This is a genomic window from Stutzerimonas stutzeri, from assembly GCF_002909485.1.
Classification (GTDB): Bacteria; Pseudomonadota; Gammaproteobacteria; order Pseudomonadales; family Pseudomonadaceae; genus Stutzerimonas; species Stutzerimonas stutzeri_AH.
In genome coordinates this window covers 92,415-115,983 of sequence record NZ_PPXG01000008.1, presented here as the reverse complement: position 1 = coordinate 115,983, position 23,569 = coordinate 92,415, and the positions used below count along the sequence as shown (strand labels likewise).

Sequence of the window (23,569 nt, the reverse complement as noted above, 5' to 3'; positions counted from 1 at the left end):
AGGCTCCCGCCTGCTAACCCGATAGGTGTCAAATGGCAGGCGCAAAAGAGATTCGCAGCAAGATTGCGAGCATCAAAAGCACGCAGAAGATCACCAGCGCCATGGAAAAGGTGGCGGTCAGCAAGATGCGCAGGGCACAAATGCGCATGGCTGCCAGCCGCCCATATGCGGAGCGCATCCGGCAGGTCATCGGCCATCTGGCCGGTGCCAACCCGGAATACCGTCATCCGTTCATGGTGGAGCGTCCGGTCAAGCGTGTCGGCTACATCATCGTGTCTACTGATCGTGGTCTTTGTGGTGGTTTGAACACCAACCTGTTCAAGGCGCTGATCAAGAACATGAAGGAATGGCACGATCAGAAGGTCGAAGTCGACCTCTGCGTGATCGGCAACAAGGGCGCGAGCTTTTTCCGCAGCTTCGGCGGTAACGTCGTCGCGGCGATCGGCAACCTCGGCGAAGAGCCATCGATCACTGATCTGATTGGTAGCGTCAAGGTCATGCTGGACGGTTTCCACGAGGGCCGTATTGATCGCTTGTACCTGGTATCCAACAAGTTCATCAACACCATGACCCAGAAACCTACGGTCGATCAGCTGCTGCCACTGGCCGCAGAAGAGAACGCCGAGCAGGTCAAGAAAGGTCAGTGGGACTACCTCTACGAGCCGGATGCCCAGCAGCTGCTGGATGCCCTGCTGGTGCGTTATATCGAGTCCCAAGCCTATCAGGCAGTGGTTGAGAACGGCGCAGCCGAACAGGCCGCGCGGATGATTGCCATGAAGAACGCAACCGACAACGCCGGTGAGCTGATTGGCGACCTGCAACTGGTCTACAACAAGGCCCGTCAGGCTGCGATCACTCAGGAAATTTCGGAAATCGTCGGCGGCGCTGCCGCGGTTTAAGAACGGTTCAAATATTCAGAGGAACCAAACATGAGTAGCGGACGTATCGTTCAAATCATCGGCGCCGTTATCGACGTGGAATTTCCGCGCGATCTGGTACCGAACGTCTATGACGCCCTGAAAGTTCAAGGCGCCGAGACCACCCTGGAAGTCCAGCAGCAGCTGGGTGACGGCATTGTCCGTACCATTGCCATGGGTTCGACCGAAGGCCTCAAGCGTGGCCTGGACGTACTCAACACTGGTACCGGCATCTCCGTACCAGTTGGCAAGCAGACCCTGGGCCGCATCATGGACGTCCTGGGCAACCCCATCGACGAAGCTGGCCCGATCGGCGAAGAAGAGCGTTGGACCATCCACCGTGCCGCTCCGTCCTACGCGGACCAGGCGGGTGGCAACGAGCTGCTGGAAACCGGCATCAAGGTCATCGACCTGGTTTGCCCGTTCGCCAAGGGCGGTAAGGTCGGTCTGTTCGGTGGTGCCGGTGTAGGCAAGACCGTAAACATGATGGAGCTGATCCGTAACATCGCCATGGAGCACAGCGGTTACTCCGTGTTCGCTGGTGTGGGTGAGCGTACTCGTGAAGGTAACGACTTCTATCACGAGATGAAGGACTCCAACGTTCTGGACAAGGTTGCCCTGGTTTATGGCCAGATGAACGAGCCGCCGGGAAACCGTCTGCGCGTTGCTCTGACCGGTCTGACCATGGCCGAGAAGTTCCGTGACGAAGGCCGCGACGTTCTGTTGTTCGTCGACAACATCTACCGTTACACCCTGGCCGGTACCGAAGTGTCCGCGCTGCTGGGTCGTATGCCGTCCGCGGTAGGTTATCAGCCGACTCTGGCCGAAGAGATGGGCGTTTTGCAGGAGCGCATCACTTCCACCAAGAACGGTTCGATCACCTCGGTACAGGCCGTATACGTACCTGCGGATGACTTGACTGACCCGAGCCCGGCGACCACCTTCGCCCACCTCGACGCCACCGTCGTACTGTCGCGTGACATCGCCTCCCTGGGTATCTACCCGGCGGTCGATCCGCTCGACTCGACTTCGCGTCAGCTGGATCCGCTGGTGATCGGTCAGGAACACTACGACACCGCTCGCGGCGTCCAGTACGTGCTGCAGCGTTACAAAGAGCTGAAGGACATCATTGCGATCCTCGGTATGGACGAACTGTCCGAGACCGACAAGCAGCTGGTATCCCGCGCTCGTAAGATCCAGCGCTTCCTGTCCCAGCCGTTCTTCGTGGCCGAAGTCTTCACTGGCTCGCCAGGCAAGTACGTTCCGCTGAAAGAGACCATCCGTGGTTTCTCCGGCATCCTCAATGGCGACTACGACCATCTGCCGGAACAGGCGTTCTACATGGTCGGCAGCATCGACGAAGCCATCGAGAAAGCCAAGAAACTGTAACTGGCGCGCCCGCTTGCGGGCGCCAATCCAGCCTGACCGGCGATTGCCGGCCGGGCTGATTACCGAGGCATGAACATGGCTATGACAGTCCATTGCGACATCGTCAGTGCGGAAGGGGAGCTGTTCTCGGGGCTGGTGGAAATGGTCATCGCCCACGGGAACCTTGGTGACATCGGTATCCTGCCGGGTCACGCGCCTTTGCTGACTGATCTCAAGCCCGGTCCGGTGCGGGTGATCAAGCAGGGTGGCGGAGAAGAAATCTTTTACATTTCCGGTGGCTTCATCGAAGTTCAGCCGGACATGGTGAAGGTTCTCGCCGATACCGCTACGCGCGCCAAGGACATCGACGAGGCTGCTGCTCAGGCTGCCGTCAAGGCTGCTGAAAAAGCGTTGCACGAGAAGGGCGCGGATTTCGACTACGGCTCCGCGGCCGCTCGTCTGGCCGAGGCCGCAGCACAGCTGCGTACCGTCGAGCAGCTGCGCAAGAAGTACGGTCGGCACTGATCGATCAGCGACTTCATCGCGCACGAGTAAAAGGGTAGCCTTGGCTACCCTTTTTCTTTTTCTGCCATTTGCCGGTGCCGACGAACAGAAACCCAGGGCGTACCGCGTGGGGGACTGTCGGGCCGATACCGTTCAGGAATCGTTTCATGTCTCTCGATATCGTCATTCTCGCGGCAGGCCAGGGCACACGTATGCGCTCGGCGCTGCCCAAGGTGCTGCATCCCGTTGCCGGCAAATCCATGCTCGGCCATGTCATCGATACCGCCCGCGCGTTGCAGCCGCGAAGCATTCAGGTCGTGATCGGGCATGGCGCCGAACAGGTCCGTCAGCGTTTGGCTGGTGATGACCTCAGCTACGTGGTTCAGGCCGAGCAATTGGGCACCGGACATGCTGTGGCTCAGGCCCTGCCAAATTTGTCGGCCGAGCGCGTGCTGATTCTCTATGGCGATGTTCCGCTAATCGAAGCCGACACCCTGCAGCGTCTGTTGCAGAAGGTCGGGCCTGAACAGTTGGCTTTGCTGACCGTGGTGCTGGATGACCCCAGTGGCTATGGGCGGATCGTTCGGGACCACAGCGGTGAGGTGCAGGCAATCGTCGAGCACAAGGATGCCAGCGATGAGCAGCGCGCGATTCGTGAAGGCAACACCGGAATTCTGGCTGTGCCGGGAAGCCGTATCGGCGAATGGCTGGGGCGTCTGTCCAACAGCAATGCGCAGGGTGAGTATTACCTGACCGACGTGATTGCCATGGCCGTATCCGATGGTCTGCGCGTGGCCACAGAGCAGCCGCTGCACGCCATGGAAGTGCAGGGCGCCAACGACCGTATTCAGCTTGCCGAGCTTGAGCGTCATTACCAGCAGCGCGCCGCCCGCAGGCTGATGTCACAGGGAGTAACACTGCGCGATCCGGCTCGTTTCGATCTACGCGGCGAGGTGTGTATCGGGCGGGACGTGCTGATCGACATCAACGTGGTGCTCGAAGGCAGTGTGGTCATCGAAGATGATGTGCAGATCGGACCGAACTGCGTGATCAAGGACAGCACGCTACGCCGCGGCGCGATCGTCAAGGCTAACTCTCACCTCGAGGGAGCGCTGGTCGGCGAGTGCGCCGATTGCGGTCCGTTTGCCCGCCTGCGTCCCGGTAGCGTGCTCGGTGCCAAGGCGCATGTGGGTAACTTCGTCGAGTTGAAGAACGCAACGCTGGGCGATGGCGCAAAGGCCGGCCACCTCAGCTATCTGGGTGACGCCGAGATCGGCGCACGGACCAACATCGGCGCCGGCACCATCACCTGCAACTACGATGGCGCCAACAAGTTCAAGACGGTGATGGGCGAAGATGTCTTCATTGGCTCCAACAGCTCGCTGGTTGCACCGCTGAATCTGGGTGATGGCGCTACGACCGGGGCTGGTTCGACCATAACCGATGATGTGCCGGCGAATACCCTTGGTTTGGGTCGCGGTCGTCAGCGCAATATCGAGGGTTGGCAGCGGCCGGTGAAGAAGTCATAGGCGCAAAGAGGCTCCAGCGCCGTAGGGTGGTCTTTAGTCCATAGACAGACCGAACGCGGCGCAGTAGTACGGCAGTCGTTGCCCACCGTTCTCGGCTTGCACCCACCACCGACATATGTTTTGATTCGCGCCATTATCTTTCGGATCGAAACATATAAATGTCGAAGCGCAACACGCCGCAGCGTCGTCACGCCATTCTCGCCCTGCTCACCGAGCGTGGGGAGGTGAGCGTGGACGAGCTGTCGCGGCGCTTCGAGACGTCCGAAGTCACCATTCGCAAAGACCTCACTGCCCTGGAAAAGAACGGTCTGCTGCTGCGCCGCTACGGCGGTGCGGTGCCGTTGCCGCAAGAGCTCATTGGCGACAACGTGCAACCTGTTTCACCCTGGAAGCAGGCGATCGCCGGCGCAGCGGTTGGCTGCATTCGAGAGCACGCGCGAATCATCATCGATAGCGGCACGACTACGGCCGCAATGATTCCGCAGTTGGGTCACAAGCATGGGCTGGTGGTGATGACCAATTCGCTGAGCGTAGTTAACGCCCTGCGCGAACTGGAGCATGAACCGGTTCTATTGATGACCGGCGGCACCTGGGATCCGCATTCCGAGTCCTTTCAGGGGCAGGTCGCCGAGCAGGTGTTGCGCTCCTATGACTTCGATCAGCTGTTCATCGGTGCCGACGGCATCGATCTCGAACGTGGAACCACCACTTTCAACGAACTGCTAGGGTTGTCCCGGGTGATGGCCGACGTTGCCCGTGAAGTCATCGTGCTGGTCGAAGCCGACAAGATCGGACGTCGCATCCCCAATCTCGAGCTGCCATGGGGCAGCGTGCATACCCTGATTACCGATGAGCGCCTCAGCGACGAGGCGCGTAGCTGCATTCTGGCCCGCGGCGTCAAGCTGATCTGCGTGGCAGTCGAAACCAATCTGGAGACTTGAGCATGTGTGGCATTGTTGGCGCTGTCGCCGAACGCAACATCACCGCGATCCTTCTTGAGGGCCTCAAACGCCTCGAATACCGTGGCTATGACAGCGCTGGCTTCGCTGTGCTGGATGACAGCGGTACTCTGGAACGCCTACGTCGCAACGGCAAGGTCGCCGAACTGGAGCAGGCGCAGCAGCAGGCTCAGATGACCGGCCGCCTGGGTATCGCGCACACGCGATGGGCGACCCATGGCGCACCGTGCGAGCGTAACGCTCACCCGCACTTTTCCGGTGATGATCTGGCCGTCGTGCACAACGGCATCATCGAGAATCACGAGGCGCTGCGAGCGCAGCTCAAGGGCCTGGGCTACGTGTTCCTGTCCGATACCGACACCGAAGTCATCGTGCACCTGTTGCATCACAAGCTAGATTCCCTCGGCGACCTCGCGCTGGCGCTCAAGGAGGCTGTAAAAGAGCTGCACGGTGCTTACGGTTTGGCGGTGATCAGCGCCAAGCAACCGGATCGCCTGCTGGCTGCACGTAGCGGAAGCCCGCTGGTGATCGGCCTTGGTCTGGGCGAGAACTTCCTCGCTTCGGACCAGCTGGCGCTGCGTCAGGTGACTGATCGTTTCATGTATCTGGAAGAAGGCGACATTGCCGAGATCCGTCGCGACAACGTTCAGATATGGGATGTCACCGGCCGGGCTGTTCAGCGTGAAAGCGTGCAGTACCACGAGGGCGCTGAAGCCGCCGACAAGGGCGAGTATCGTCACTTCATGCTCAAGGAGATCCACGAGCAGCCCAAGGTCGTGCAGCGCACCCTGGAGGGCCGCCTTGGGGATCATCAGGTATTGGTACAGGCATTCGGACCGCAGGCAGCTGAACTGTTCGCCAGGGTTCGCAATGTGCAAATCGTCGCCTGTGGTACCAGCTATCACGCCGGTATGGTGGCGCGTTACTGGTTGGAAGAGCTGGCCGGCATTCCCTGCCAGGTCGAGGTCGCCAGCGAGTTTCGCTACCGCAAGGTTGTGGTGCAGCCCGATACCCTGTTCGTCACCATCTCCCAGTCCGGAGAAACTGCTGATTCGCTCGCTGCGCTGCGAAATGCGAAGGCGCGTACCGAGCAGGAAGGGCGCTATCTGGCCAGCCTGGCGATCTGCAACGTCGGCATCAGCTCTCTGGTACGTGAATCTGACCTGACGTTGCTGACCCAGGCTGGGCCGGAAATCGGCGTGGCATCGACCAAGGCGTTCACCACACAGCTGGTAGGTCTGCTGCTGCTTACGCTGTCGCTGGGGCAGGTGCGCGGCACCTTGTCCCCTGCGCTGGAAGCGGAGCTGGTAGACGAACTGCGTCGCTTGCCGACGCGCCTGGGCGAGGCGCTGGCGATGGACACCACGGTAGAAAAGATCGCCGAGCACTTCGCCGAAAAGCATCACACCCTGTTCCTCGGCCGCGGCGCGCAGTACCCGGTGGCGATGGAGGGAGCGCTCAAGCTCAAGGAGATATCCTATATCCATGCCGAGGCTTATCCGGCTGGTGAACTCAAGCATGGCCCGCTGGCGCTTGTGGATGCGGATATGCCGGTGGTCACAGTGGCGCCGAACAACGAGCTGCTCGAAAAGCTCAAGTCCAACCTGCAGGAAGTGCGCGCCCGAGGCGGTGAGTTGATCGTCTTTGCCGATCGCGAGGCAGGCATCGAAAATGGCGAGGGCACCTTTATCGTCAGCATGCCGCATATTCACGATGTGCTGGCCCCGATCCTCTACACGCTGCCGCTGCAGCTGCTGTCGTACTACGTTGCCGTACTGCGCGGGACGGACGTCGACCAGCCACGCAATTTGGCTAAATCCGTAACGGTGGAATGACCGGCGATTGCGCCAAAAAAGAAGAAACTGCGTTGGTGATGGAAAGGCCCTTCGGGGCCTTTCTGCATTCAGCTGCACTCGTCGTCGCGCTCCATTGCAGCGGCATCGGCGAAAAGGCTGAAGGTGGCTTCAGCTGCCTCCAGCATCGGCTCCCAGGCACAGCCGGACGCAGCAGCGTGTTCGAGGCGGGCGAGGAAGGTTGGCCAGAGCCTGGCGACGTCTCCATGCTTGAGGTAGCGAACAGGAGATGTCGGGTTGATCTCACGTATTCGCCGTGCGAGTACGCGTCCGCCCAGGCGCGATCCTTCCAGCACATAGGCGACACCCCAGCAGCTGGCGATATCGTTCAACGGCCGTATAGGCAGCGCTGCAGGGGGAGGGCAATGCAGCTCGGCCAGATCTGCCGTTAAGGCATGGCGGCGCACTCGCATTGGCCAGTCGTCGAGCAGGTCGGCGATACCCGCTCGCTCCAGCGCGATTTCCGCGGCGCTCAGTACCCTGCTGTGAGCACGCAGGAAGTGCAGGTAGTCATCCGGGCGCTCAAGGGTAAACCCTGAGAACGCGGCATCGACTTGCTCGTGCAGCGGCGCCGTGGCCTGCCTCAGCCGTGCGCGCAATTCAGCCATCGGTCAGGCTGCTTTCTCTGAGCGCCAGATGAATCTTGCTTGCCAGCTGCTCTTCGCGAAAGGGCTTCTGGATGATCGAATAGCCAGCCAATCCCAGTTCGCACAACTCGGCGTAGCCAGTCACGAAGATCACTGGCAACCGGGGATGGCGCCCGCGCACGGCGCGGGCCAGTTCACCGCCGTTCATGCCTGGCATGGCGAAATCGGCCAGCAGAAGATCGACCTTGATATCGGTCGCCAGCAGCTGCAAGGCATCGGCGCCGCTGTCTGCTTCAATCACCGCGAAGCCGAGATCCTGCAGCATCAGCGCGGTAACCTCCCGCACACTTGGATCGTCATCCACCAGCAGGATACTGTGCTGCGCGTTTTCTTCCCGCGTGCCAGCGCTCACCACCAAGGTTGGTTCCGCCTGCTGCGGTGCCGAGGTACGCGGCAGGAACACCTTGACCGTCGTACCGACGCCCTCGCGGCTTTCGATTCGGGCGCCGCCACCGGATTGTTTGGCGAAACCGAAAACCTGCGCCAGGCCCAGCCCGGAGCCCTTGCCGACTTCCTTTGTGGTGAAAAAGGGCTCGAACGCCTTGCTCAGCACCTCCTCGCTCATCCCGGTACCTGTATCGGCCACCGATAGCACGACGTACTCGCCTGGACCCGGATCTTCGGCGCGCAGTGCCGGTTCGGTGACCACCACGTTGCGCGTACCCAGAGTCAGGCGGCCGCTATCGCCCATGGCGTCACGGGCGTTGATCGCCAAGTTGAGAATGATCATCTCGATCTGGGTAGGGTCTACCAGCGCGTGCCAGATATTGGCCTGGGTGTCGGTCTCGATGCTAACACTGCCGCCCAGGGTGCTTTTGAGCAGGCTAAGCAGGTTGACCAGCGTGTCGTTGAGATCGATCGCTGCTGGCGTGAGCTGCTGGCGCCGGGCGAAGGCGAGCAACTGGCTGGTCAGCGTCGCGCCGCGCTCGCCGGATTCGCGGATGTACTGCAGGCGCCGCAAGCTGCGCTCTGCCGGAGCACCTTGCTCCAGATCGTTCTGCAGAAAGCTGGCGCTGGTTAGGATGACCGTCAGCAGATTGTTGAAGTCGTGCGCAACGCCAGCGGTCAGCTGGCCGACGGCTTCGAGGCGCTGCATCTGCTGCAGTGTGGCCTCGACGCGCTCTCGCTCCTGGATCTGGGCACGTAGCTCGCGGTTGGCTTCGGCCAGCTTATCGACCGCAGCGATCTCGCTGGTGATGTCCCGCGCTGCACAATAGATGCGCCCGTCATCGGCGACCACCGACCACGATAGCCAACGATAGCTGCCATCGCGATGACGCATACGATTGACGAAGCGGTTGGTGATCTTGCCTTGGCCCACGCGGGCGTTTTCTTCGAGAGTTGCTTGCAGGTCGGCCGGATGCACCAGCCAGGTCAGCGGGTGCTGCATGAGCTGCTCGAGCGGCCAGCCGAAGGCTTGCTCCCAGATCGGATTGAGCGCTACCGGCATCATGTCCAGATGAGTAACGGCCAGGAGGTCGCGGGATAGCTCCCAGGTGCGGTCGCGTTCTCGGGTGCGCTCCTGCACCCGCTCGCCCAGGGTTTCGTTCATCCGCTTGAGGGTCTGAGTCGCCAGCTGCTGCTCGGTGATGTCCATCACTACGCCAACGAAGCGCGTGCACTGACTGCCTTCGAAGAATGCCTGGCCGCGGGTTTCCATCCAGCGCAGGCTGCCGTCATCGAAAAGCACGCGATAGGTTGTGCAGAATTCGCCGCCGTCTTCGCCGCCGATGGCTCGGGCGATTTCCTCGCGTATCCGCTCGCGGTCTTCCGGGTGGCAGAGCCGTTCGAACAGCGGCATGTCCACCGGGTCCTGTTCCCCGACGCCGAGCATGGCGCGGCAGCGTTGGTCCCAGATCAGCGTGCCGTTCTGCGGCTCGTAATCCCACATACCCAGCCGCGCCGCATCGATCGCAAGCCGTGCACGCACTTCGACCTCGCGCAATGCCTGCTCGGCCTGCAGGCGCCTGCGCCGCTCGTTGACTTCGGCCAGGGCCCGTTCCACCGCCTTGGGTAGAAAACCGAGGTTCTGCTTGAGCACGTAGTCGACGGCGCCAGAGCGCATCATATTGACCGCATGCTCCTCGCCGAATACCCCGGAGAGAAAGATGAAGGGCGTCTGCGGCGCCAGTCGCTGCGCTTCCTGCAACGCCTGGCTACCGGAGAATCCCGGCAGGATGAAGTCCGCGAGAATCAGATCGAAGGTGCGTCGCTGGAGCGCTTCCAGGACGCCCGCATGGCTGTAAACCAGTTCGGTGTGCAGGGTGTAGCCACTGCGCTCCAGCGCCAATTGGGCCAGTTCGGCGTCGTGCGAGCTGTCCTCGATGAACAGGACGCTGATGTTCTTTGACGCTGGCATATCCAACCTGTCGAGGAAGCAGGAATCATCGAAACGACCCGCCAGACGGGCCGGCAGGGGTCGTTCAGTTTTTTTCGTCTTTGTTGCGCACGCGCTTGAGTCGCAGCGAGCCTGGTGGCGGCTCGTTGAGCACGGCCCAGAAGATGCCGAGGTCGGAGATTGCGGCGACAAAATCTTTGAATTCGACCGGTTTGACGACGTAAGCGTTCACCCCGAGCTCATAGGCTTTCATCAGGTCGGGTTCTTCCCGCGAAGAGGTCAGCATGACCACCGGAATACTGCGCAGCTCGGCGGTTTCACGCACGGTCTTGAGCACTTCCAGGCCGTCGACCTTGGGCAGCTTGAGGTCCAGCAACAGCACTGCCGGGTTGCCATCGGCACGCTCGGCATAGGTGCCGGTGCGCTGCAGATAGTTCAGCGCCTCGGCGCCGTCACGCATGATCACCACTTCGTTGGCCAGCTGGCTGCGTTCCAGGGCGATCAGCGTGAGTTCTAGGTCGTGGGGATTATCTTCGACCAGCAGTATCGGTTTCAGCATCAGATGTCTCGGTCCGGAAGGGGCGATGTATAGGTCAATTTGGGGAGTGAAAAGTAGAACGTGGCGCCCTTGTCCAGCTGGCCCTCGGCCCACACCTGGCCGTCGTGGCGCTCGATGATGCGCCGCACGCTCGCAAGGCCGATGCCGGTGCCTTCGAATTCTTCCATGCGGTGCAAGCGCTGGAACACGCCGAACAGCTTGTCCGAGTACTGCATGTCGAAGCCCACGCCGTTGTCGCGCACGTATACCACCACCTCGCCCGCGCGCTCTTCGGCGCCCACTTCGATCACGGCCACCTCACGGGTGCGGCTGTACTTGACCGAATTGTCAATGAGGTTGCGCAACACCATGTGGATGAAGGCGGCGTCGGCGACGACGATCGGCATCGGCAGCAAGTGCCATTCGATCTTTCGGCCTTCGCAATCGGGCGCCAGCTCTTCGCGGATCGAGGCGACCAGCGCAGCGAGATCGACATCAGACAGGCGCAACGCCGAACGGCCCATTTGCGAAAAGCTCAGCAGGTTGTCCACCAACGTACCGGCGAAGCGTGCGGCATCGGCGATGTTGTCGAGAAAGCGCATTCCGCGTTCGCTCAGCTGGCTGCTTTCCATCTCGCTGAGCAGTTCGGTGTATCCGGCGATATGTCGCAACGGTGCACGCAGGTCGTGGGACACGCTATAGGAGAAGGCCTCCAGCTCTTTGTTACTGGCGCGCAGTTCGCCAGCCAGCTGAGCCATTTCTTCGGCCTTGCGCAAGACGATACCGAGCACCGCGTTGCGCAGTTCCAGAGCGCCCTCGATCACCACGGTGTCCCAGGGCTGGGCGAAACCGCGCAGGGTTTCCTGCCATTGTTCGAAGCTGTGGCGCGGGCTGAGTGCACCGCTTTCACTGTCTATGCGCTTCTCCGGCTGGCCGGCCCAGTTGACGGTCTTGATCTGCTCGTGGCGGAACCAGATCAGGTAGTGCGCATGCAGACGAGATATTGAGATGGCCATGACCCCGGCACAGTGCTCGGCAAGCCTCGGCATGTCCGGTGTATCCCGGCTGATGCAGTCGCTATGAAACACCAGCTCGTCGCGCCGCTCGCCTAGCCACCGAGCCAGCTGCAGGATCTGTTCATGGCCGGGCGTATGTCCGACGGTCTCGCACTTGTCTGCGGAAATGATCGCCGCGCCATCGGCACCGGCGAAGCCGAGGACGACTTCGGGAAGGTGGCGAAAGCCCTCGACCACGCTGTCGCGATCGGCCATGGCCGAAAGCAGATGCACGATCTGGTGGCGTAGCTCTAGCTTGCGTTGGGCCAGGGTCTCGCTTTCCCGCGCCTCGATCTGCAACGAGAGGATACGGCCGAGCAGTTCGCAGGCGGTGCGGGTCTGGTAGCTGACGGGGTGTGGTTCGGCGTTATGGCAGGAGATCAGCCCCCAGAGCCGGTCACGAATGACGATGGAGATCGACATCGACGCCAGCGTGCCCATGTTGCGCATGTACTGCAGGTGTACCGGGGAAACGCTGCGCAATGCGGCGAAGCTCAGGTCCAACGGCGTGCCGGAGACCGGATTGAGCGCCGGCACCAGTGGCGAGGGTTGATAGTTGGCATCCTGAATCACCCGAATCAGGTTCTCGCGATACAGCCTCCGCGCCTGTTGCGGGATGTCGGCTGCAGGAAAGCAAAGACCCAGATAGCTCGGATAGCCAGGGTCCGCCACTTCGGCCAGCACCAGGCCGTTATCCTCGGTATCGAAGCGGTAGGCTTTGACCCGGCCAAACCCGGTAATGCGTTTGACCTCTCGAACCGCTAGCTGACAGAGCGCTTCGAGGTCGCGGCTGTCCTGCAGCTGAGCGACGAAGGTGCGCATCAGTGGGTACAGCGTGTCGTAGGCTTGGCCCGAGTTCGCAGCGCGCTCGAATTCGAGAATCAGCTGGCCGCGATGGCGATGCCCCAACAAGGCGAAGGTTCGCTCAGGCGCACCTTGCAGCCCGATGCTCACATCGCTCAGGTGAAAGGGGTTCTGGTCGCCTTCAGTCAGCGACGCCAGACCCGCCTCGATACGCGTTGTGGGCAGCAGAGTCGAGAGTGGCTGATCGAGCAGCGCCTGGGCGTTGATTCCGAGCCAGTGCTGGACGTTCTCGCTGGCCTGCTGGACGCGTAGATCGGGTTCGCTGACCACCAGCAGGAAACCGTGGGGCTGGATGCTACCGGGTATATGAATTGGCTCGTCGGCGCATCGGTCGATGGCCTGGAGCAATTCCTGGGATTCGGTAGTGGTCATTGTGTGTCCTTGGTTCAGGTCCGAGCGGACCGGAGGTGACTGGCAGGCACCAATGCAAGTTGCTACCTAATGTCTGCGATTGCGCAGGTTGTGTCGGGCGTATTGCCGTGAATGTCTTAACCGAGTGTTTCGCTTGGCCATGCACTTTAACGCGACAGAACTGGCTCGCCAATCCGGTGGGCTGTATAAACGGGGCCTTGCCTGGGGGCATACGACAGGAGGTGAGTGTGGAAGAAGTCATTGAACAGCTGCGTGAACTTAACGAGCCGGTGCCGGTGCCGCTGGAGCTGCCAACCGACGATTTGCTGGTGGAGATCGAAGAGCAGCTGTTGATCAATCTGCCGTTCGGCTTGCGTGAGTTCCTGCTTGAGGTCAGCGATGTGATTTATGGGCGTCTGGAGCCTGTCACCGCCACCGACCCGCAGTCGCATACCTACCTGCCTGAGGTCGCCGCGAATGCCTGGGACGCTGGCGTGCCGCGCGATCTTATCCCGATCTGCCAGGACGGCCGCGGCTACTACGTAGTCGATCTGGACGGCGAGGTGACCCTGTGGAGCGGCGATGAGTGCGAGCTTACCGAGGAAACCTGGGAGTCGGTCTGGCATTGGGCCCGCGACGTCTGGCTGGAGAGCTGAGTGGTATGTATGACGGCTCGGTAGCCGGACGACTGCCCGCTGAGCAGTGCGTCCGCCGGCAAGGTTCCGATGACTCATGCTGACGCTGAGTAATCTATTTCTGTTCATGCTGCTGGCTGCCGCGGGAGCCTGGGTCTGGCATTCCCACGGCATTCGCGAGCGCGCCTTGCTGGCGGTGCGGCGCCACTGCAAGAAGCTGGACGTCGAGCTGCTCGACGGCAACGTCGCCTTTCGCAAGCTGACGGTGCTGCACGATGCCCGTGGCCGGCGCAGATTGGCGCGTATCTATGGATTCGAGTTCACCGTTACCGGTGAACAGCGTCACCCTGGCACCATCGTCATGTACGGCGCTCAGGTCGGTCGTATCGAACTGGCCGCCCATCCATTCCAGCCCACGGAGGAGCCGGGACGGGTGATCCAGCTGGACGACTGGCGCAGTCCGCGCGACTGATCGTCAATCTGCAATGAGGCAGCCTTGCATACCCTGATCCAGCTCGGCCTGCGGCTGAGCTTCGCTGAAGATCAGCTCCAGTCGCGAATCGCGTCGCCACTCGCTGGGGCTGAAGACCAGCGGCTGCCCGTCCAGCGCATTGGCTGACCGCCAGCCTGCGTCGCTATGGACGACCAGCTTGGCGCGTCGCCACGGCCATTGACCCAACCATTGCCCTAGCTTGTCGACATCGAAGCGCTGGCTGGGGTGCCAACGCCAGCCAATGCTCCAGCCTTCCGGTGCAGCCTGAACCTGACAGATTGGCTTGGTGTGGTCGAGCCAGACCTGCGGCAGCGTTACTGGGCCCGCCGGCAGCGTGACTACCTGCGATTGCTCGCTGGCTCGCGCGTCGACTCCCGGCAGCCTGTCGATAGGCAGCCGGCCTTGGCTGGTCCAGAACAGCGGGCGTTGCGGCAGTTTTTCGGCCAGTTCTTTGCGCGATGTACCGTCGAGTGATTCGCTCTTGTTCATCAGCAACAGACCGGCGTCAGCCAATGCATGTTTTTGGCTATCCGGTAGCGCCTGGCCGCGGCTCAGGGCAGCGGCATCCAGCACCAGCACGGTCGGCTGAACGGCCAGCACCGTGGACCATGGGGCCTGCGCAAGCTGGCGCAGCAGCTCGGCCGGATGCCCCAGGCCGGAGGGTTCGATCAGTAATCGATCCGGTTTTGCCTGGCGCAGCAGCCGGCCAAGACCAACCTGGAACGGCACGCCGTTGACGCAGCACAGGCAGCCACCGGGGATTTCGGCCAGCGTAACGCCGTCTTCGCCGGTACTCAGCAGCGCGGCATCCAGGCCGATCTGGCCGAACTCATTGATCAGCACGGCCCAGCGTTCGTGGGCAGGCTTTTGTTCGAGCAGATGGCGGATCAAGCTGGTTTTACCGGCACCGAGCGGGCCACCGATGAGATGGGTCGGGATATGTTCGAGCATGGCGGCTATGGTGCGCATTTTGCGCTGGGTCTGAAAGGGAAATAGTGGCGCATGCTAAAGTCGCCGGCGTTCCGGAGTGAGGTGAAATCGTGCGGTTACCGTTCTTGCTGACTGTTCTATGGGGCGCGCTCTTTGTGGGCGACGCCATGGCCGAGGCCTGTGTCATTCACAGCCATGACGACCGAGTAGCCGTGACTCTTTGCCAGGCGAACATCAATATTCCAGCGGAGCTGTTTCGTAGTGGCTTCTGTCAGCCGCAATTGAAGGATCATGAGGTCGAAGTGGAGTTCGTCGAGCAGTGTCCGGATGGTGCGTTCGGCATCTGTCGGAATGCTCAGGTGTCCAACATGCCTTACCGACAGGATATTCACTATTACGGCGTCGCCAGCGACGCGCGCTTTCTTCAGCCTGCCTGCGAGCAGAACAGCCAGGGTGCCTGGGACAAAGAATAGCCGAGGCTCAGCAGCCATGGGGGTTTCACGTGGAACCTCGGCTTGTGACTCGGCTAGCGCGTCGGCTTCAGGGTGCCGCAATCTTCGCCTATCCATTGCGCGTGCGACTCGATTCGCGACGTGCCGGTTTCGGCGCCCTGGCGATACTCACTGTCGACGGTGCTGACGAATTCCTTGTCGCTTAGAAAACGCGTTTCGCCCTTACCTTTGGCGTCGGGGCATTCGAAGCGAAATTTCCAAAGCTTGTCGCTGCGCTCAGTGACTTCCTGGGTACAGGCCGGGTCATCCTGAAACGGCAGCTCGCCTGACTCGACCTGGGCCTTGCTCAGACAGATCTGCACACCCTTGCCACCAAGCTTCACGCCCTGCGCAGCCAGCATCTCCTCCATCATCCGTCGCTGCTCGGCCGGCAGGTTCTGCATCTGCGACAGCATCTCGTCCATGCCCGGCATCTGCTGGCCATCCACCTGGATATCGCCACTGCTGAACTCCCACAGGCCAGGCAGGATCTGTTGCGCATGGGCCGGCAACAGCGGCAGCGACAAGATGGCGAAAGCGGCCAGCGGTGGCAGCAGGTTAGTCATGGTCGGGCTCCCGAGTTCGAGTGTTTCTTTAGCCTAGTCCAGAACGCGCGGATGGGAATTGCCCGCTGATTCATCAGGTGCAGCGATTAGCCATGGATTTATGTTGTTGAGAAGCGTTAGCATTAACGCCTGCAGCGCTCATGGGAGGCCGCATGGCAACTGAAGGTATGGTTCGACAGCAGATGCTGCATCGGCTCTACGCCGATCATCACGGTTGGCTAAACGGCTGGCTGCGACGTCAGCTGGGCTGCAATCAGCGGGCCGCCGACCTTGCGCAGGATACCTTCGTGCGGGTGATGACCAAGGACGGCGACATGAGCGCGATTCGTGAGCCCAGAGCGTACTTGCATACCATCGCCAAGGGTCTGTTGATCAACCACTGGCGGCGCCGACAGATCGAGCAGGCCTATCTTGATGCGCTGGCACTGCAACCCGAGGCCGTGGCGCCATCGCCCGAATCGCAGACGTTGATCATCGAAACCCTGCTGCAGATCGACGCCATGCTGACTCAGCTGCCGGCAAAGGTCCGCAGCGCGTTTCTCATGTCTCAGCTGCAGGGTATGACCTACGCCGCAATCGCCATCGAGCTCGACGTTTCCGAGCGGATGGTGAAGAAGTACATGGCCCAGGCCATGCTGCATTGCCTGATGCTGGTGGCGGAGGACTAATGGGCATCGATTACCGCGTGCTGCAGGAAGCGGCGAAATGGTTTGCTGTTTTGCAGTCCGGCTCGGCCAGTGCTGGCGAGCGTCAGGCCTGGGCGGCATGGCTGGAGCGGCCGGAACATGCCCAGGCCTGGGCCAGGGTCGAGCGCATCAGTGGTCAGTTCCAACCGCTGGCCGAGGATGCGGTCGGGCGCACCGCCGGGGCGATGCTGCACAACCGCCAGCCGAACCGGCGCCATGCGCTGAAGGTGCTATCCGTGCTTTGTGGCGGTGCCGCGCTGAGTCTGGCAGGTGGCTCGCTGCCATGGCGGCAGTGGGCTGCCGATGAACGCACCGCTGTTGGTGAAGTACGCGACCTGCGTCTGGCCGATGGCTCGCAGCTTTGGCTCAACACGGATACGGCAGTTGATATTGCCTTTGACGCGAACGCCCGATCGTTGGCGCTCTACCGTGGCGAATTGCTAATCGATGCTCCGACCAGCCGACGTGGGCGACCGTTGTTGCTGACCAGTCAGGAAGGGCGCGTGCGCAGCGAGCAGGCAGCGCGTTTTTCCATCCGCCAGGAAGACGGGCGTACACGGTTGAGCGTGTTTGCAGGCGTTGTGGATATTCAGCTTGATGGCTTCGCCACCACCAGCGTGGAGGCAGGCCAGCAAACCGAGTTCGACCGCCGTCACATAGCGCCGCTGGCGCCTGCGCGTGCCGAGCATCAAGCCTGGGCAACCGGCATCTTGCTGGCTGACAACCAGCGCTTGGAGGATTTTCTCGCCGAGCTTTCGCGTTATCGCCACGGCTACCTCGGCTGTGACCCACGGATTGCCGATCTGCGTGTCGTCGGCGCCTTTCCTCTGGGCGACACCGAGCGTGTTCTGGATGCCCTTGCGGCCACGCTGCCGGTGCGCGTTGAGCGGCGCATGGCCTGGTGGGTCAGCCTCGAACCCGCAGCAAAGCACGCGGGCGCATAACCAAATACGGACGCGAATAAAAAATATTCGCATCCGCAGTTCCCCTTTTCGAATCTGGTTGGGCATAGGACGAACCCCGTCACCTCTGAACAGGAATTCCCATGCGCTCGACCGTCTTGCCGTTCATTCCCAATCGCTCTCGTGCCCTGGCGCTCGGCATTCGTGCCGCGCTGCTGTGTTTGCCGATGGCTAGCGTCGTGCCCGGCATTGCTCTGGCTCAGTCTGCGACCCAGCAGACGGTACGCAGCTACGACATTCCCGCTGGCCCACTGTCCAGCACGCTTAGCCGTTTCGCCGGCGAGGCGGGGGTGTTGCTCTCGGTGGACGGCAGCCTGCTGCAAGGCCTGCAATCGAACGGGTTACAGGGGCAGTACGGCGTAGACGAAGGTTTCGCTGCTCTATTGCAGGGAAGTGGCCTGCAGGTCGTGCGCGATGGCCAGGGCAACTACTCGCTGGCGCGCCGCACCGCACAGAGCGATGCCGTCGAGCTGCAGCCGATGACGGTCGAAGGCTTCGCCCTCGGCAACGCGCTGGGCTCGATGGAGGGCTACAATGCGACCCATAGCAGCGTGGCGACTAAGACGAGTATGCCGCTGGTGGAAACTTCGCAGACCGTTTCAGTGGTCACTCGCCAGCAGATCGAGGATCAGGGCTCACGCTCGATTGCCCAGGCGGTGCGCTATACGCCCGGCCTGATGAGTACGCCCTACGGTGCTACCACGCGTTACGACTACGTCGCCATGCGCGGCATTACCGATGGCTCGGTGGACAACCTCTACCTCGACGGGCAGAAGCTGCTCGGCGATAGCGGTACTTACAGTAGCCTTCAGGTCGACCCTTACTTCATCGAGCGCATCGATATTCTCAAAGGGCCGTCCTCGGTGCTCTACGGCCGCAGTCTGCCTGGCGGACTGGTTGCGATGACCAGCAAAAAGCCACAGAAGGAGGCTAGCCGTCAGCTGCAGTTCTCCTACGGCAACAATGACTACAAACAGGCCGCATTCGACTTCACCGGCCCGCTGGATGACGAACGCATCAGCTACCGGCTGGTGGGTGTGGCCAAGGATGCCGATACCCAGGTCGATGGCATCGAGGAGCAGCGCTATGCAGTGATGCCGTCGGTGAGCATCGACTTCACCGAAGACACTCGGCTGACACTGCTGGCGATGCTGCAGCGTGACCCGGAAAGCGGATACCACGGCGGCTTGCCAGCAGACGGCACGGTGACCTCACGTAATGGCCAGCGCATCTCGCGTAGCTTCTTCGAAGGTGACAGGGACTACGAGAAGTTCGAGCGTGATCAGCAGATGGTTGGCTATCAGCTGGAACATCGCTTCAACGAAGTCGTTTCTGCACGGCAGAACTTCCAGTATCTCGACTCGACCGTGGAGTCGGGACAGGTCTACCAGTACGGCTATGTGGCCCCAGGTTCCGACGAGCTCGTGCGTTACTACACCGGCGCCGACGAAGCGTTGCACGCCTGGACCATCGACAACCAGCTGCAGTTTCTCTTCGATACCGGTGCGCTCAGCCACACCCTTGTGACCGGGCTCGATTACCAAAGGCGCAAGGCAAGGGTCAATTACGACGCCGGCGCTGGTTTGCCATCGATCAATCCCTACACCGGTGCCGTTAGCGCTGGGAATCCGGTGTTCTATTACCAGTACGACGAAACCCGTGAGCTGGAGCAGACAGGCCTCTATGTGCAAGACCTGATCAGCCTCGGCAACTGGCGCTTCTCGCTGGGCGTTCGCCAGGATTGGGTGGACGTCTCGTTCGACCATACCAACGATGCGAGCTACGGCGATCAATCCGATAGTGCCAAGCTGGAGCAGTTCACCGGACGAGTAGGTGTGCTTTACGCCTTCGATAACGGCCTGTCGCCCTACGTCAGCTATTCCGAATCATTCAACCCCAACGCCACTGCGGCCTACAACGCGAATGGCAGCGGCGGCTTCGACATCACACTGCTTGATCCGACTGAAGGCGAACAGTACGAGGTGGGCCTGAAGTATCAGCCGCTGGGCACCGACGATCTCTACACCATCTCCTACTTCGACTTGAAGCAATCGAACCTGGCGAACAAGGATTCCAACGAGAACTTCTATCGCGCGGTGGGCGAACTTACCTCCAAAGGCGTGGAAGTCGAAGCTCGTCTGCGGCCGCTGGAACAGGTCAATGTCATCGCCAGCTATACCTACATGGACGTCGAGTATTCCAAGGACTTCACCGGTGCTGCCGGCGTCAACAATCGCGGCAACACGCCCAACGCGGTGGCGCGCAACATGGCCTCGCTGTGGACCGATTACACCTTCGACCTAGGGCCGTTGGCCGGTTTGCAGGTGGGAGGTGGCGCGCGCTACTTCGGCAAGAGCTGGGCTGATGCGGAGAATACCCAGCGCATTCCGTCCTACACGCTGTACGACGCCATGCTCGGCTATGACCTGTCGCGCGTAGGCTTGGAAGGGGTAGGCGTGCGTTTGAACCTCAACAACCTCACTGACGAGAAGTACGTTGCGGCGTGCAACAGCCTGAGCCAGTGCTATTACGGCGAGTCGCGCAATGTCATGGCTACCGTGACCTACGACTTCTGTTCATCGATAAACCAGCCGCCGGCCCCGACAGGCCGGCGGCTTTGTGCTTTCTGAAATACGGACAACCGACGATGCGTTCAATTCTCGTGCTTGTGCACCGCTACATCGGCCTGGCCACCGCGGTATTCCTGTTCCTCGCCGGCATTACCGGCAGCATCCTGGCCTTCCACCACGAGCTGGACGAATGGCTCAACCCGGAGTTCTACCACACGACCAGTGAGGGTCCGGTGCTGGCGCCTGGGACGTTGGTCGATCGTCTTGAACAAGCCAACCCGCGCATGCAGGTCTGGTACATGGAGTTCCCCAGCGAGCCGGGTCATGCCGCGCTGATGGCGCTGGTGCCCCGCAACGATCCGGCGACCGGCAAGCCCTATGACGAACGGCCCGTGGTGCATTACCTCGACGCGGTGACCGGCGAGCCGGTGGGTACGCGGTACTGGGGCGAATGCTGCTTCTCGCGCAAGAACTTCGTGCCCTTCATTCTCGAGTTCCACTACAACCTGTCGCTCCCGGGCAACTGGGGGCTGTGGTTAATGGGCATCGTGGCTATCGCCTGGGTGATCGATTGCTTCGTCTCGCTGCTGCTGACCTTCCCCCGCGGCCGGCCGTTCCTTTCCAAGTGGTGGACGGCCTGGAAGATCAAGCGCCAGCGGATGAATCACGATGTGCACCGTGCCGGCGGCCTGTGGTTATGGTTGCTGCTGGTGCCGGTGGCGGTCAGCAGTGTGGCGATGAATCTACCGGAGCAGGTGTTCAAGCCTGTGGTTTCACTGTTTTCACCGGTTGAGCCAAGCGTCTATGAAGCCCGCGGGCGTATGCCGGCCGAGCAGCTGGGGACCACCGCCTATGACTTCCACCAGGCCTATGACTACGCCATGCAGCACGCTGCCGATCTGGGCCTGACCGAAACGATTACCGAGCTGTACTACAGCTTTGAGTACAACTTCTACGGCGCCGGTTTCGGCGAGCACGACAGCAATCAGGGCAATGCATGGCTGTTCTTCCACGGCACTGATGGACGTTTGCTTGGGCAGGAAATACCCGGTCAGGGAACGCTGGGCCAGCAGTTCCACCTGCTGCAACCGGCGATCCATGGCGGCCGCATCCTCGGCTTGCCAGGGCGCATCCTGATTGCAGTGTTGGGTGTGGCGATTGCCGTGCTATCAGTCACTGGGGTGGTGATCTGGTGGCGCAAGCTGTCGGCGCGTCGGCAGACGGCGGCTAGACGAGGTGCAGTAGCAGAGGCGGGCTGAGAGGTTGTATCAAGGCTGTGGTAACTGGCAGGCCTGTGGCCTGCATTCGCCGCGAGGGCGCGCCTCCCACCGGTTAGGTGCGGGCACAGCATGCCAGGGTTGCCAGTAGGAATTCTGATTGCAGTGTTGGGTGTGGCAATTGCAGTGCTGTCAGTCACTGGGGTGGTGATCTGGTGGCGCAAGCTGTCGGCGCGGCGGCAGGCGGCGGCTAGACGAGGTGCAGTAGCAGAGGCGGGCTGAGAGGTTGTATCAAGGCTGTGGTAACTGGCAGGCCCTTCGCCGCGAGGGCGGGCCTCCCACTGGTTAGGTGCGGGCGCTGGGTGTGGTGATTGCGGTGCTGAGGGTGCTCCACCCGGCTCAGTGTGCACGATCCGCTGTTCGTGGGAGGCCCGCCCTCGGGGCGAAGCTTTCGCTGTCATCGCCGATCGTGTGACGCTGAGCGGCCTGCACCCGGCTTCGGTAACGATCACTGCCGCCGAACGCACCTAGGGTGCCCGATTGATCAGCTCCGGCACCTGTTCCGCCAGCTTCTGCACCCGCAGCGGCGAGCGGATAAATCCTCGCTGACGACCGTCCGGACCGATGAGGACCAGATTGCCGCTGTGGTCGACGGTGTAGTTCTCCTTGCTGGTGTCGCCGGGGATGAAGGGAATGCCGACGCCGTTGGCCAGGGTCTGAATATCGTCCAGCGGACCGGTCAGGCCCTGGAAGCCTGCGTTGAAGTAGCCGAGATATTCCTTGAGCTGCTGCGGCGTGTCGCGGTTCGGATCGACGCTGACCAGGATGATGCGCAGCTGTTCGCGTGCCGCGTCCGGCAACATGCCATTGAGCTGGCGCAGTTCGGCCAGGGTGGTGGGGCAGATGTCCGGGCAGAAGGTGTAGCCGAAGAACAGCAGCGTCCACTGCCCTTGGAGTTCATCCAGCTTCACCGTTTCGCCATCCTGATTGGTCAGGCTCAGCGCAGGCACCGTGCGGCTCTGCGGCAGCAGGACGATCCCGGCATCCAGCAATTGGGTGGGGTCAAGCTGGCGCTGGCTGTTGAGCACCTTGGAAACCGTCAGTCCGACGACCAGCGCGATCAGCGCAACGAGGATGAAGACGGTTTTCTGGATGCGGGTCATGGATGTCCTTAGTGCAGCTGCTTAGAAATCGAGCAGCAGATAATGATCAACCAGCAGCGCGATGAACAGCGCGAACAGGTACCAGATGCTGAATTTGAACGTCTTGATTGCCGCATGTGGCCGGCTGTCGCGGTACAGCGCGATAGCCCAGTAGAGGAAGCGCGCACCCAGCAACGCCGCGGCGGCGAGGTACAGCGGCCCGCTCATGTGAATGGCGAACGGCATGAAGCTGACCGCCAGCAGCATCACCGTGTACAGCAGGATGTGCACCTTGGTGTAGTGCACTCCGTGGGTCACCGGCAGCATCGGCACGTTGACCTTGGCGTACTCGTCCTTGCGATGGATGGCCAGCGCCCAGAAGTGCGGCGGCGTCCAGGCGAAGATGATCAGCACCAGCAGCAGTGGTTCGGCTGTCACCTGTCCGGTCACCGCAACCCAGCCCAGTAGCGGCGGTGCGGCGCCGGCGAGGCCGCCAATGACGATGTTCTGTGGCGTGGCTCGCTTGAGAAAGCCGGTGTAGATCACCGCATAGCCGATCAGCGAGGCCAGGGTCAGCCAGGCGGCGAGGGCATTGGTGAACGCCAGCAGCAGAGCCAGCCCGCTGACGCCGAGGATGAACGCGAAGGTCAGTGCCGCCGCCGGCGAGACGCGGCCTTCTGCCAATGGCCGTTTGTGGGTACGGGCCATCACCGAATCGATCTGCCGATCGACTACATGATTCACTGCCGCCGCGCCGCCGGCGCACAGCGCGATGCCCAGGTTGCCGAACAGCAGCACCGTCCAGGGCACGCCGGCTCGAGTCGCTAGGAACATGCCCACCAGTGAGGTGATGAGCATCAGCAGCACCACCTTTGGCTTGGTCAGCTCCAGATAGTCGCGCCAAGTGGCCTGGGCGCCGCGTTCGCTGAGTAGAGTCGCCATGGGGGTTCTCCT

21 protein-coding genes and 1 pseudogene are annotated in these 23,569 nt (G+C 61.5%); 14 read left to right on the top strand and 8 right to left on the bottom strand.

Translation table 11 applies throughout. From position 1 onward, the window contains the following. Window positions 1-32: 32 nt before the first annotated feature. From atpG to glmS, 6 genes are all read left to right on the top strand, one after another. Window positions 33-899 (top strand): F0F1 ATP synthase subunit gamma, encoded by an 867-nt coding sequence (gene atpG / locus CXK91_RS18490; RefSeq protein ID WP_103457530.1) that lies wholly within the window; start codon window positions 33-35, stop codon window positions 897-899. A 30-nt stretch (window positions 900-929) separates the two neighbouring features. Beyond that, window positions 930-2,306 carry a F0F1 ATP synthase subunit beta gene (gene atpD, locus CXK91_RS18485; protein ID WP_103457529.1) on the top strand — a complete coding sequence of 459 codons (1,377 nt, stop codon included), beginning with the start codon at window positions 930-932 and terminating at the stop codon, window positions 2,304-2,306. A 75-nt stretch (window positions 2,307-2,381) separates the two neighbouring features. Then, window positions 2,382-2,810, top strand: a complete 429-nt coding sequence (locus CXK91_RS18480; protein WP_103457528.1) for a F0F1 ATP synthase subunit epsilon — start codon at window positions 2,382-2,384, stop codon at window positions 2,808-2,810. Between the two features lie 146 nt (window positions 2,811-2,956). Further along, window positions 2,957-4,318, top strand: a complete 1,362-nt coding sequence (gene glmU / locus CXK91_RS18475; RefSeq protein ID WP_103457527.1) for a bifunctional UDP-N-acetylglucosamine diphosphorylase/glucosamine-1-phosphate N-acetyltransferase GlmU — start codon at window positions 2,957-2,959, stop codon at window positions 4,316-4,318. A gap of 158 nt (window positions 4,319-4,476) precedes the next feature. After that, window positions 4,477-5,259, top strand: a complete 783-nt coding sequence (locus tag CXK91_RS18470; RefSeq protein ID WP_103457526.1) for a DeoR/GlpR family DNA-binding transcription regulator — start codon at window positions 4,477-4,479, stop codon at window positions 5,257-5,259. A 2-nt stretch (window positions 5,260-5,261) separates the two neighbouring features. Beyond that, complete coding sequence (glmS, locus tag CXK91_RS18465; RefSeq protein WP_103457525.1) at window positions 5,262-7,112, top strand: glutamine--fructose-6-phosphate transaminase (isomerizing); 1,851 nt, start codon at window positions 5,262-5,264, stop codon at window positions 7,110-7,112. 68 nt (window positions 7,113-7,180) lie between these two features. Here glmS and CXK91_RS18460 read toward each other — a convergent pair whose 3' ends face one another. The 4 genes from CXK91_RS18460 to CXK91_RS18445 form a co-directional block, all read right to left on the bottom strand. Then, a complete protein-coding gene (locus CXK91_RS18460; protein ID WP_103457524.1) occupies window positions 7,181-7,738 on the bottom strand; it encodes a biliverdin-producing heme oxygenase in 558 nt (185 codons plus the stop codon). Next, window positions 7,731-10,136, bottom strand: coding sequence for a response regulator (locus CXK91_RS18455; protein ID WP_103457523.1), 2,406 nt, complete (start codon window positions 10,134-10,136; stop codon window positions 7,731-7,733). Before CXK91_RS18455 ends, CXK91_RS18460 begins: the two co-directional genes overlap by 8 nt. 64 nt (window positions 10,137-10,200) lie before the next feature. Then, window positions 10,201-10,674 carry a response regulator gene (locus tag CXK91_RS18450; RefSeq protein ID WP_103457522.1) on the bottom strand — a complete coding sequence of 158 codons (474 nt, stop codon included), beginning with the start codon at window positions 10,672-10,674 and terminating at the stop codon, window positions 10,201-10,203. Continuing rightward, entirely contained in the window at window positions 10,674-12,944 is a 2,271-nt protein-coding gene (locus CXK91_RS18445) for an ATP-binding protein (protein WP_103457521.1), read from the bottom strand. The genes CXK91_RS18450 and CXK91_RS18445 overlap by 1 nt, the downstream gene beginning before the upstream one ends. 227 nt (window positions 12,945-13,171) lie before the next feature. Between CXK91_RS18445 and CXK91_RS18440 the strand changes: the two genes are divergently transcribed. After that, window positions 13,172-13,579 (top strand): SMI1/KNR4 family protein, encoded by a 408-nt coding sequence (locus CXK91_RS18440; RefSeq protein ID WP_103457520.1) that lies wholly within the window; start codon window positions 13,172-13,174, stop codon window positions 13,577-13,579. 76 nt (window positions 13,580-13,655) lie between these two features. Beyond that, window positions 13,656-14,030, top strand: a complete 375-nt coding sequence (locus CXK91_RS18435; protein ID WP_103457519.1) for a DUF3301 domain-containing protein — start codon at window positions 13,656-13,658, stop codon at window positions 14,028-14,030. 3 nt (window positions 14,031-14,033) lie between these two features. Here the strand turns inward: CXK91_RS18435 and CXK91_RS18430 are convergent, their stop codons facing one another. Next, window positions 14,034-15,020 carry a CobW family GTP-binding protein gene (locus CXK91_RS18430; protein ID WP_103457518.1) on the bottom strand — a complete coding sequence of 329 codons (987 nt, stop codon included), beginning with the start codon at window positions 15,018-15,020 and terminating at the stop codon, window positions 14,034-14,036. A gap of 71 nt (window positions 15,021-15,091) precedes the next feature. On the opposite strand from CXK91_RS18430, the gene CXK91_RS18425 reads away from it, so the two are divergent. Further along, complete coding sequence (locus tag CXK91_RS18425; protein WP_103457517.1) at window positions 15,092-15,454, top strand: NADH:ubiquinone oxidoreductase; 363 nt, start codon at window positions 15,092-15,094, stop codon at window positions 15,452-15,454. 53 nt (window positions 15,455-15,507) lie between these two features. Here the strand turns inward: CXK91_RS18425 and CXK91_RS18420 are convergent, their stop codons facing one another. Beyond that, window positions 15,508-16,038: a DUF3617 domain-containing protein gene (locus tag CXK91_RS18420; protein ID WP_103457516.1), complete on the bottom strand. Its 531-nt coding sequence runs from the start codon at window positions 16,036-16,038 to the stop codon at window positions 15,508-15,510. A gap of 152 nt (window positions 16,039-16,190) precedes the next feature. Here CXK91_RS18420 and CXK91_RS18415 point away from each other — a divergent pair, with 152 nt between their 5' ends. The 5 genes and pseudogenes from CXK91_RS18415 to CXK91_RS22955 all read left to right on the top strand — a co-directional run. Then, on the top strand, window positions 16,191-16,706 hold the full coding sequence (locus CXK91_RS18415; RefSeq protein WP_103457515.1) for a sigma-70 family RNA polymerase sigma factor: 516 nt from the start codon (window positions 16,191-16,193) through the stop codon (window positions 16,704-16,706). Beyond that, window positions 16,706-17,668 carry a FecR domain-containing protein gene (locus CXK91_RS18410; protein ID WP_103457514.1) on the top strand — a complete coding sequence of 321 codons (963 nt, stop codon included), beginning with the start codon at window positions 16,706-16,708 and terminating at the stop codon, window positions 17,666-17,668. The genes CXK91_RS18415 and CXK91_RS18410 overlap by 1 nt, the downstream gene beginning before the upstream one ends. Before the next feature lie 101 nt (window positions 17,669-17,769). Continuing rightward, entirely contained in the window at window positions 17,770-20,316 is a 2,547-nt protein-coding gene (locus CXK91_RS18405) for a TonB-dependent siderophore receptor (protein ID WP_103457513.1), read from the top strand. A 17-nt stretch (window positions 20,317-20,333) separates the two neighbouring features. Further along, entirely contained in the window at window positions 20,334-21,515 is a 1,182-nt protein-coding gene (locus CXK91_RS18400) for a PepSY-associated TM helix domain-containing protein (RefSeq protein WP_103457512.1), read from the top strand. Between the two features lie 63 nt (window positions 21,516-21,578). Next, window positions 21,579-21,755 (top strand): annotated as a pseudogene (locus tag CXK91_RS22955) (PepSY-associated TM helix domain-containing protein); the annotation flags it as partial. A gap of 245 nt (window positions 21,756-22,000) precedes the next feature. Here CXK91_RS22955 and CXK91_RS18390 read toward each other — a convergent pair. Then, the gene (locus CXK91_RS18390) at window positions 22,001-22,636 is read right to left on the bottom strand and encodes an SCO family protein (RefSeq protein WP_103457511.1); all 636 of its coding nucleotides are present in this window, start codon (window positions 22,634-22,636) and stop codon (window positions 22,001-22,003) included. A gap of 21 nt (window positions 22,637-22,657) precedes the next feature. Next, complete coding sequence (gene cyoE / locus CXK91_RS18385) at window positions 22,658-23,557, bottom strand: heme o synthase (RefSeq protein WP_103457510.1); 900 nt, start codon at window positions 23,555-23,557, stop codon at window positions 22,658-22,660. Window positions 23,558-23,569 lie beyond the last annotated feature (12 nt).

Excerpts from the sequence above, each read along its gene's own strand:
- atpG (WP_103457530.1), top strand. The coding sequence starts at position 33 with ATGGCAGGCGCAAAAGAGATTCGCAGCAAGATTGCGAGCATCAAAAGC.
- atpD (WP_103457529.1), top strand. The coding sequence starts at position 930 with ATGAGTAGCGGACGTATCGTTCAAATCATCGGCGCCGTTATCGACGTG.
- CXK91_RS18480 (WP_103457528.1), top strand. The coding sequence starts at position 2,382 with ATGGCTATGACAGTCCATTGCGACATCGTCAGTGCGGAAGGGGAGCTG.
- glmU (WP_103457527.1), top strand. The coding sequence starts at position 2,957 with ATGTCTCTCGATATCGTCATTCTCGCGGCAGGCCAGGGCACACGTATG.
- CXK91_RS18470 (WP_103457526.1), top strand. The coding sequence starts at position 4,477 with ATGTCGAAGCGCAACACGCCGCAGCGTCGTCACGCCATTCTCGCCCTG.
- glmS (WP_103457525.1), top strand. The coding sequence starts at position 5,262 with ATGTGTGGCATTGTTGGCGCTGTCGCCGAACGCAACATCACCGCGATC.
- CXK91_RS18460 (WP_103457524.1), bottom strand. The coding sequence starts at position 7,738 with ATGGCTGAATTGCGCGCACGGCTGAGGCAGGCCACGGCGCCGCTGCAC.
- CXK91_RS18455 (WP_103457523.1), bottom strand. The coding sequence starts at position 10,136 with ATGCCAGCGTCAAAGAACATCAGCGTCCTGTTCATCGAGGACAGCTCG.
- CXK91_RS18450 (WP_103457522.1), bottom strand. The coding sequence starts at position 10,674 with ATGCTGAAACCGATACTGCTGGTCGAAGATAATCCCCACGACCTAGAA.
- CXK91_RS18445 (WP_103457521.1), bottom strand. The coding sequence starts at position 12,944 with ATGACCACTACCGAATCCCAGGAATTGCTCCAGGCCATCGACCGATGC.
- CXK91_RS18435 (WP_103457519.1), top strand. The coding sequence starts at position 13,656 with ATGCTGACGCTGAGTAATCTATTTCTGTTCATGCTGCTGGCTGCCGCG.
- CXK91_RS18430 (WP_103457518.1), bottom strand. The coding sequence starts at position 15,020 with ATGCGCACCATAGCCGCCATGCTCGAACATATCCCGACCCATCTCATC.
- CXK91_RS18420 (WP_103457516.1), bottom strand. The coding sequence starts at position 16,038 with ATGACTAACCTGCTGCCACCGCTGGCCGCTTTCGCCATCTTGTCGCTG.
- CXK91_RS18415 (WP_103457515.1), top strand. The coding sequence starts at position 16,191 with ATGGCAACTGAAGGTATGGTTCGACAGCAGATGCTGCATCGGCTCTAC.
- CXK91_RS18410 (WP_103457514.1), top strand. The coding sequence starts at position 16,706 with ATGGGCATCGATTACCGCGTGCTGCAGGAAGCGGCGAAATGGTTTGCT.
- CXK91_RS18405 (WP_103457513.1), top strand. The coding sequence starts at position 17,770 with ATGCGCTCGACCGTCTTGCCGTTCATTCCCAATCGCTCTCGTGCCCTG.
- CXK91_RS18400 (WP_103457512.1), top strand. The coding sequence starts at position 20,334 with ATGCGTTCAATTCTCGTGCTTGTGCACCGCTACATCGGCCTGGCCACC.
- CXK91_RS18390 (WP_103457511.1), bottom strand. The coding sequence starts at position 22,636 with ATGACCCGCATCCAGAAAACCGTCTTCATCCTCGTTGCGCTGATCGCG.
- cyoE (WP_103457510.1), bottom strand. The coding sequence starts at position 23,557 with ATGGCGACTCTACTCAGCGAACGCGGCGCCCAGGCCACTTGGCGCGAC.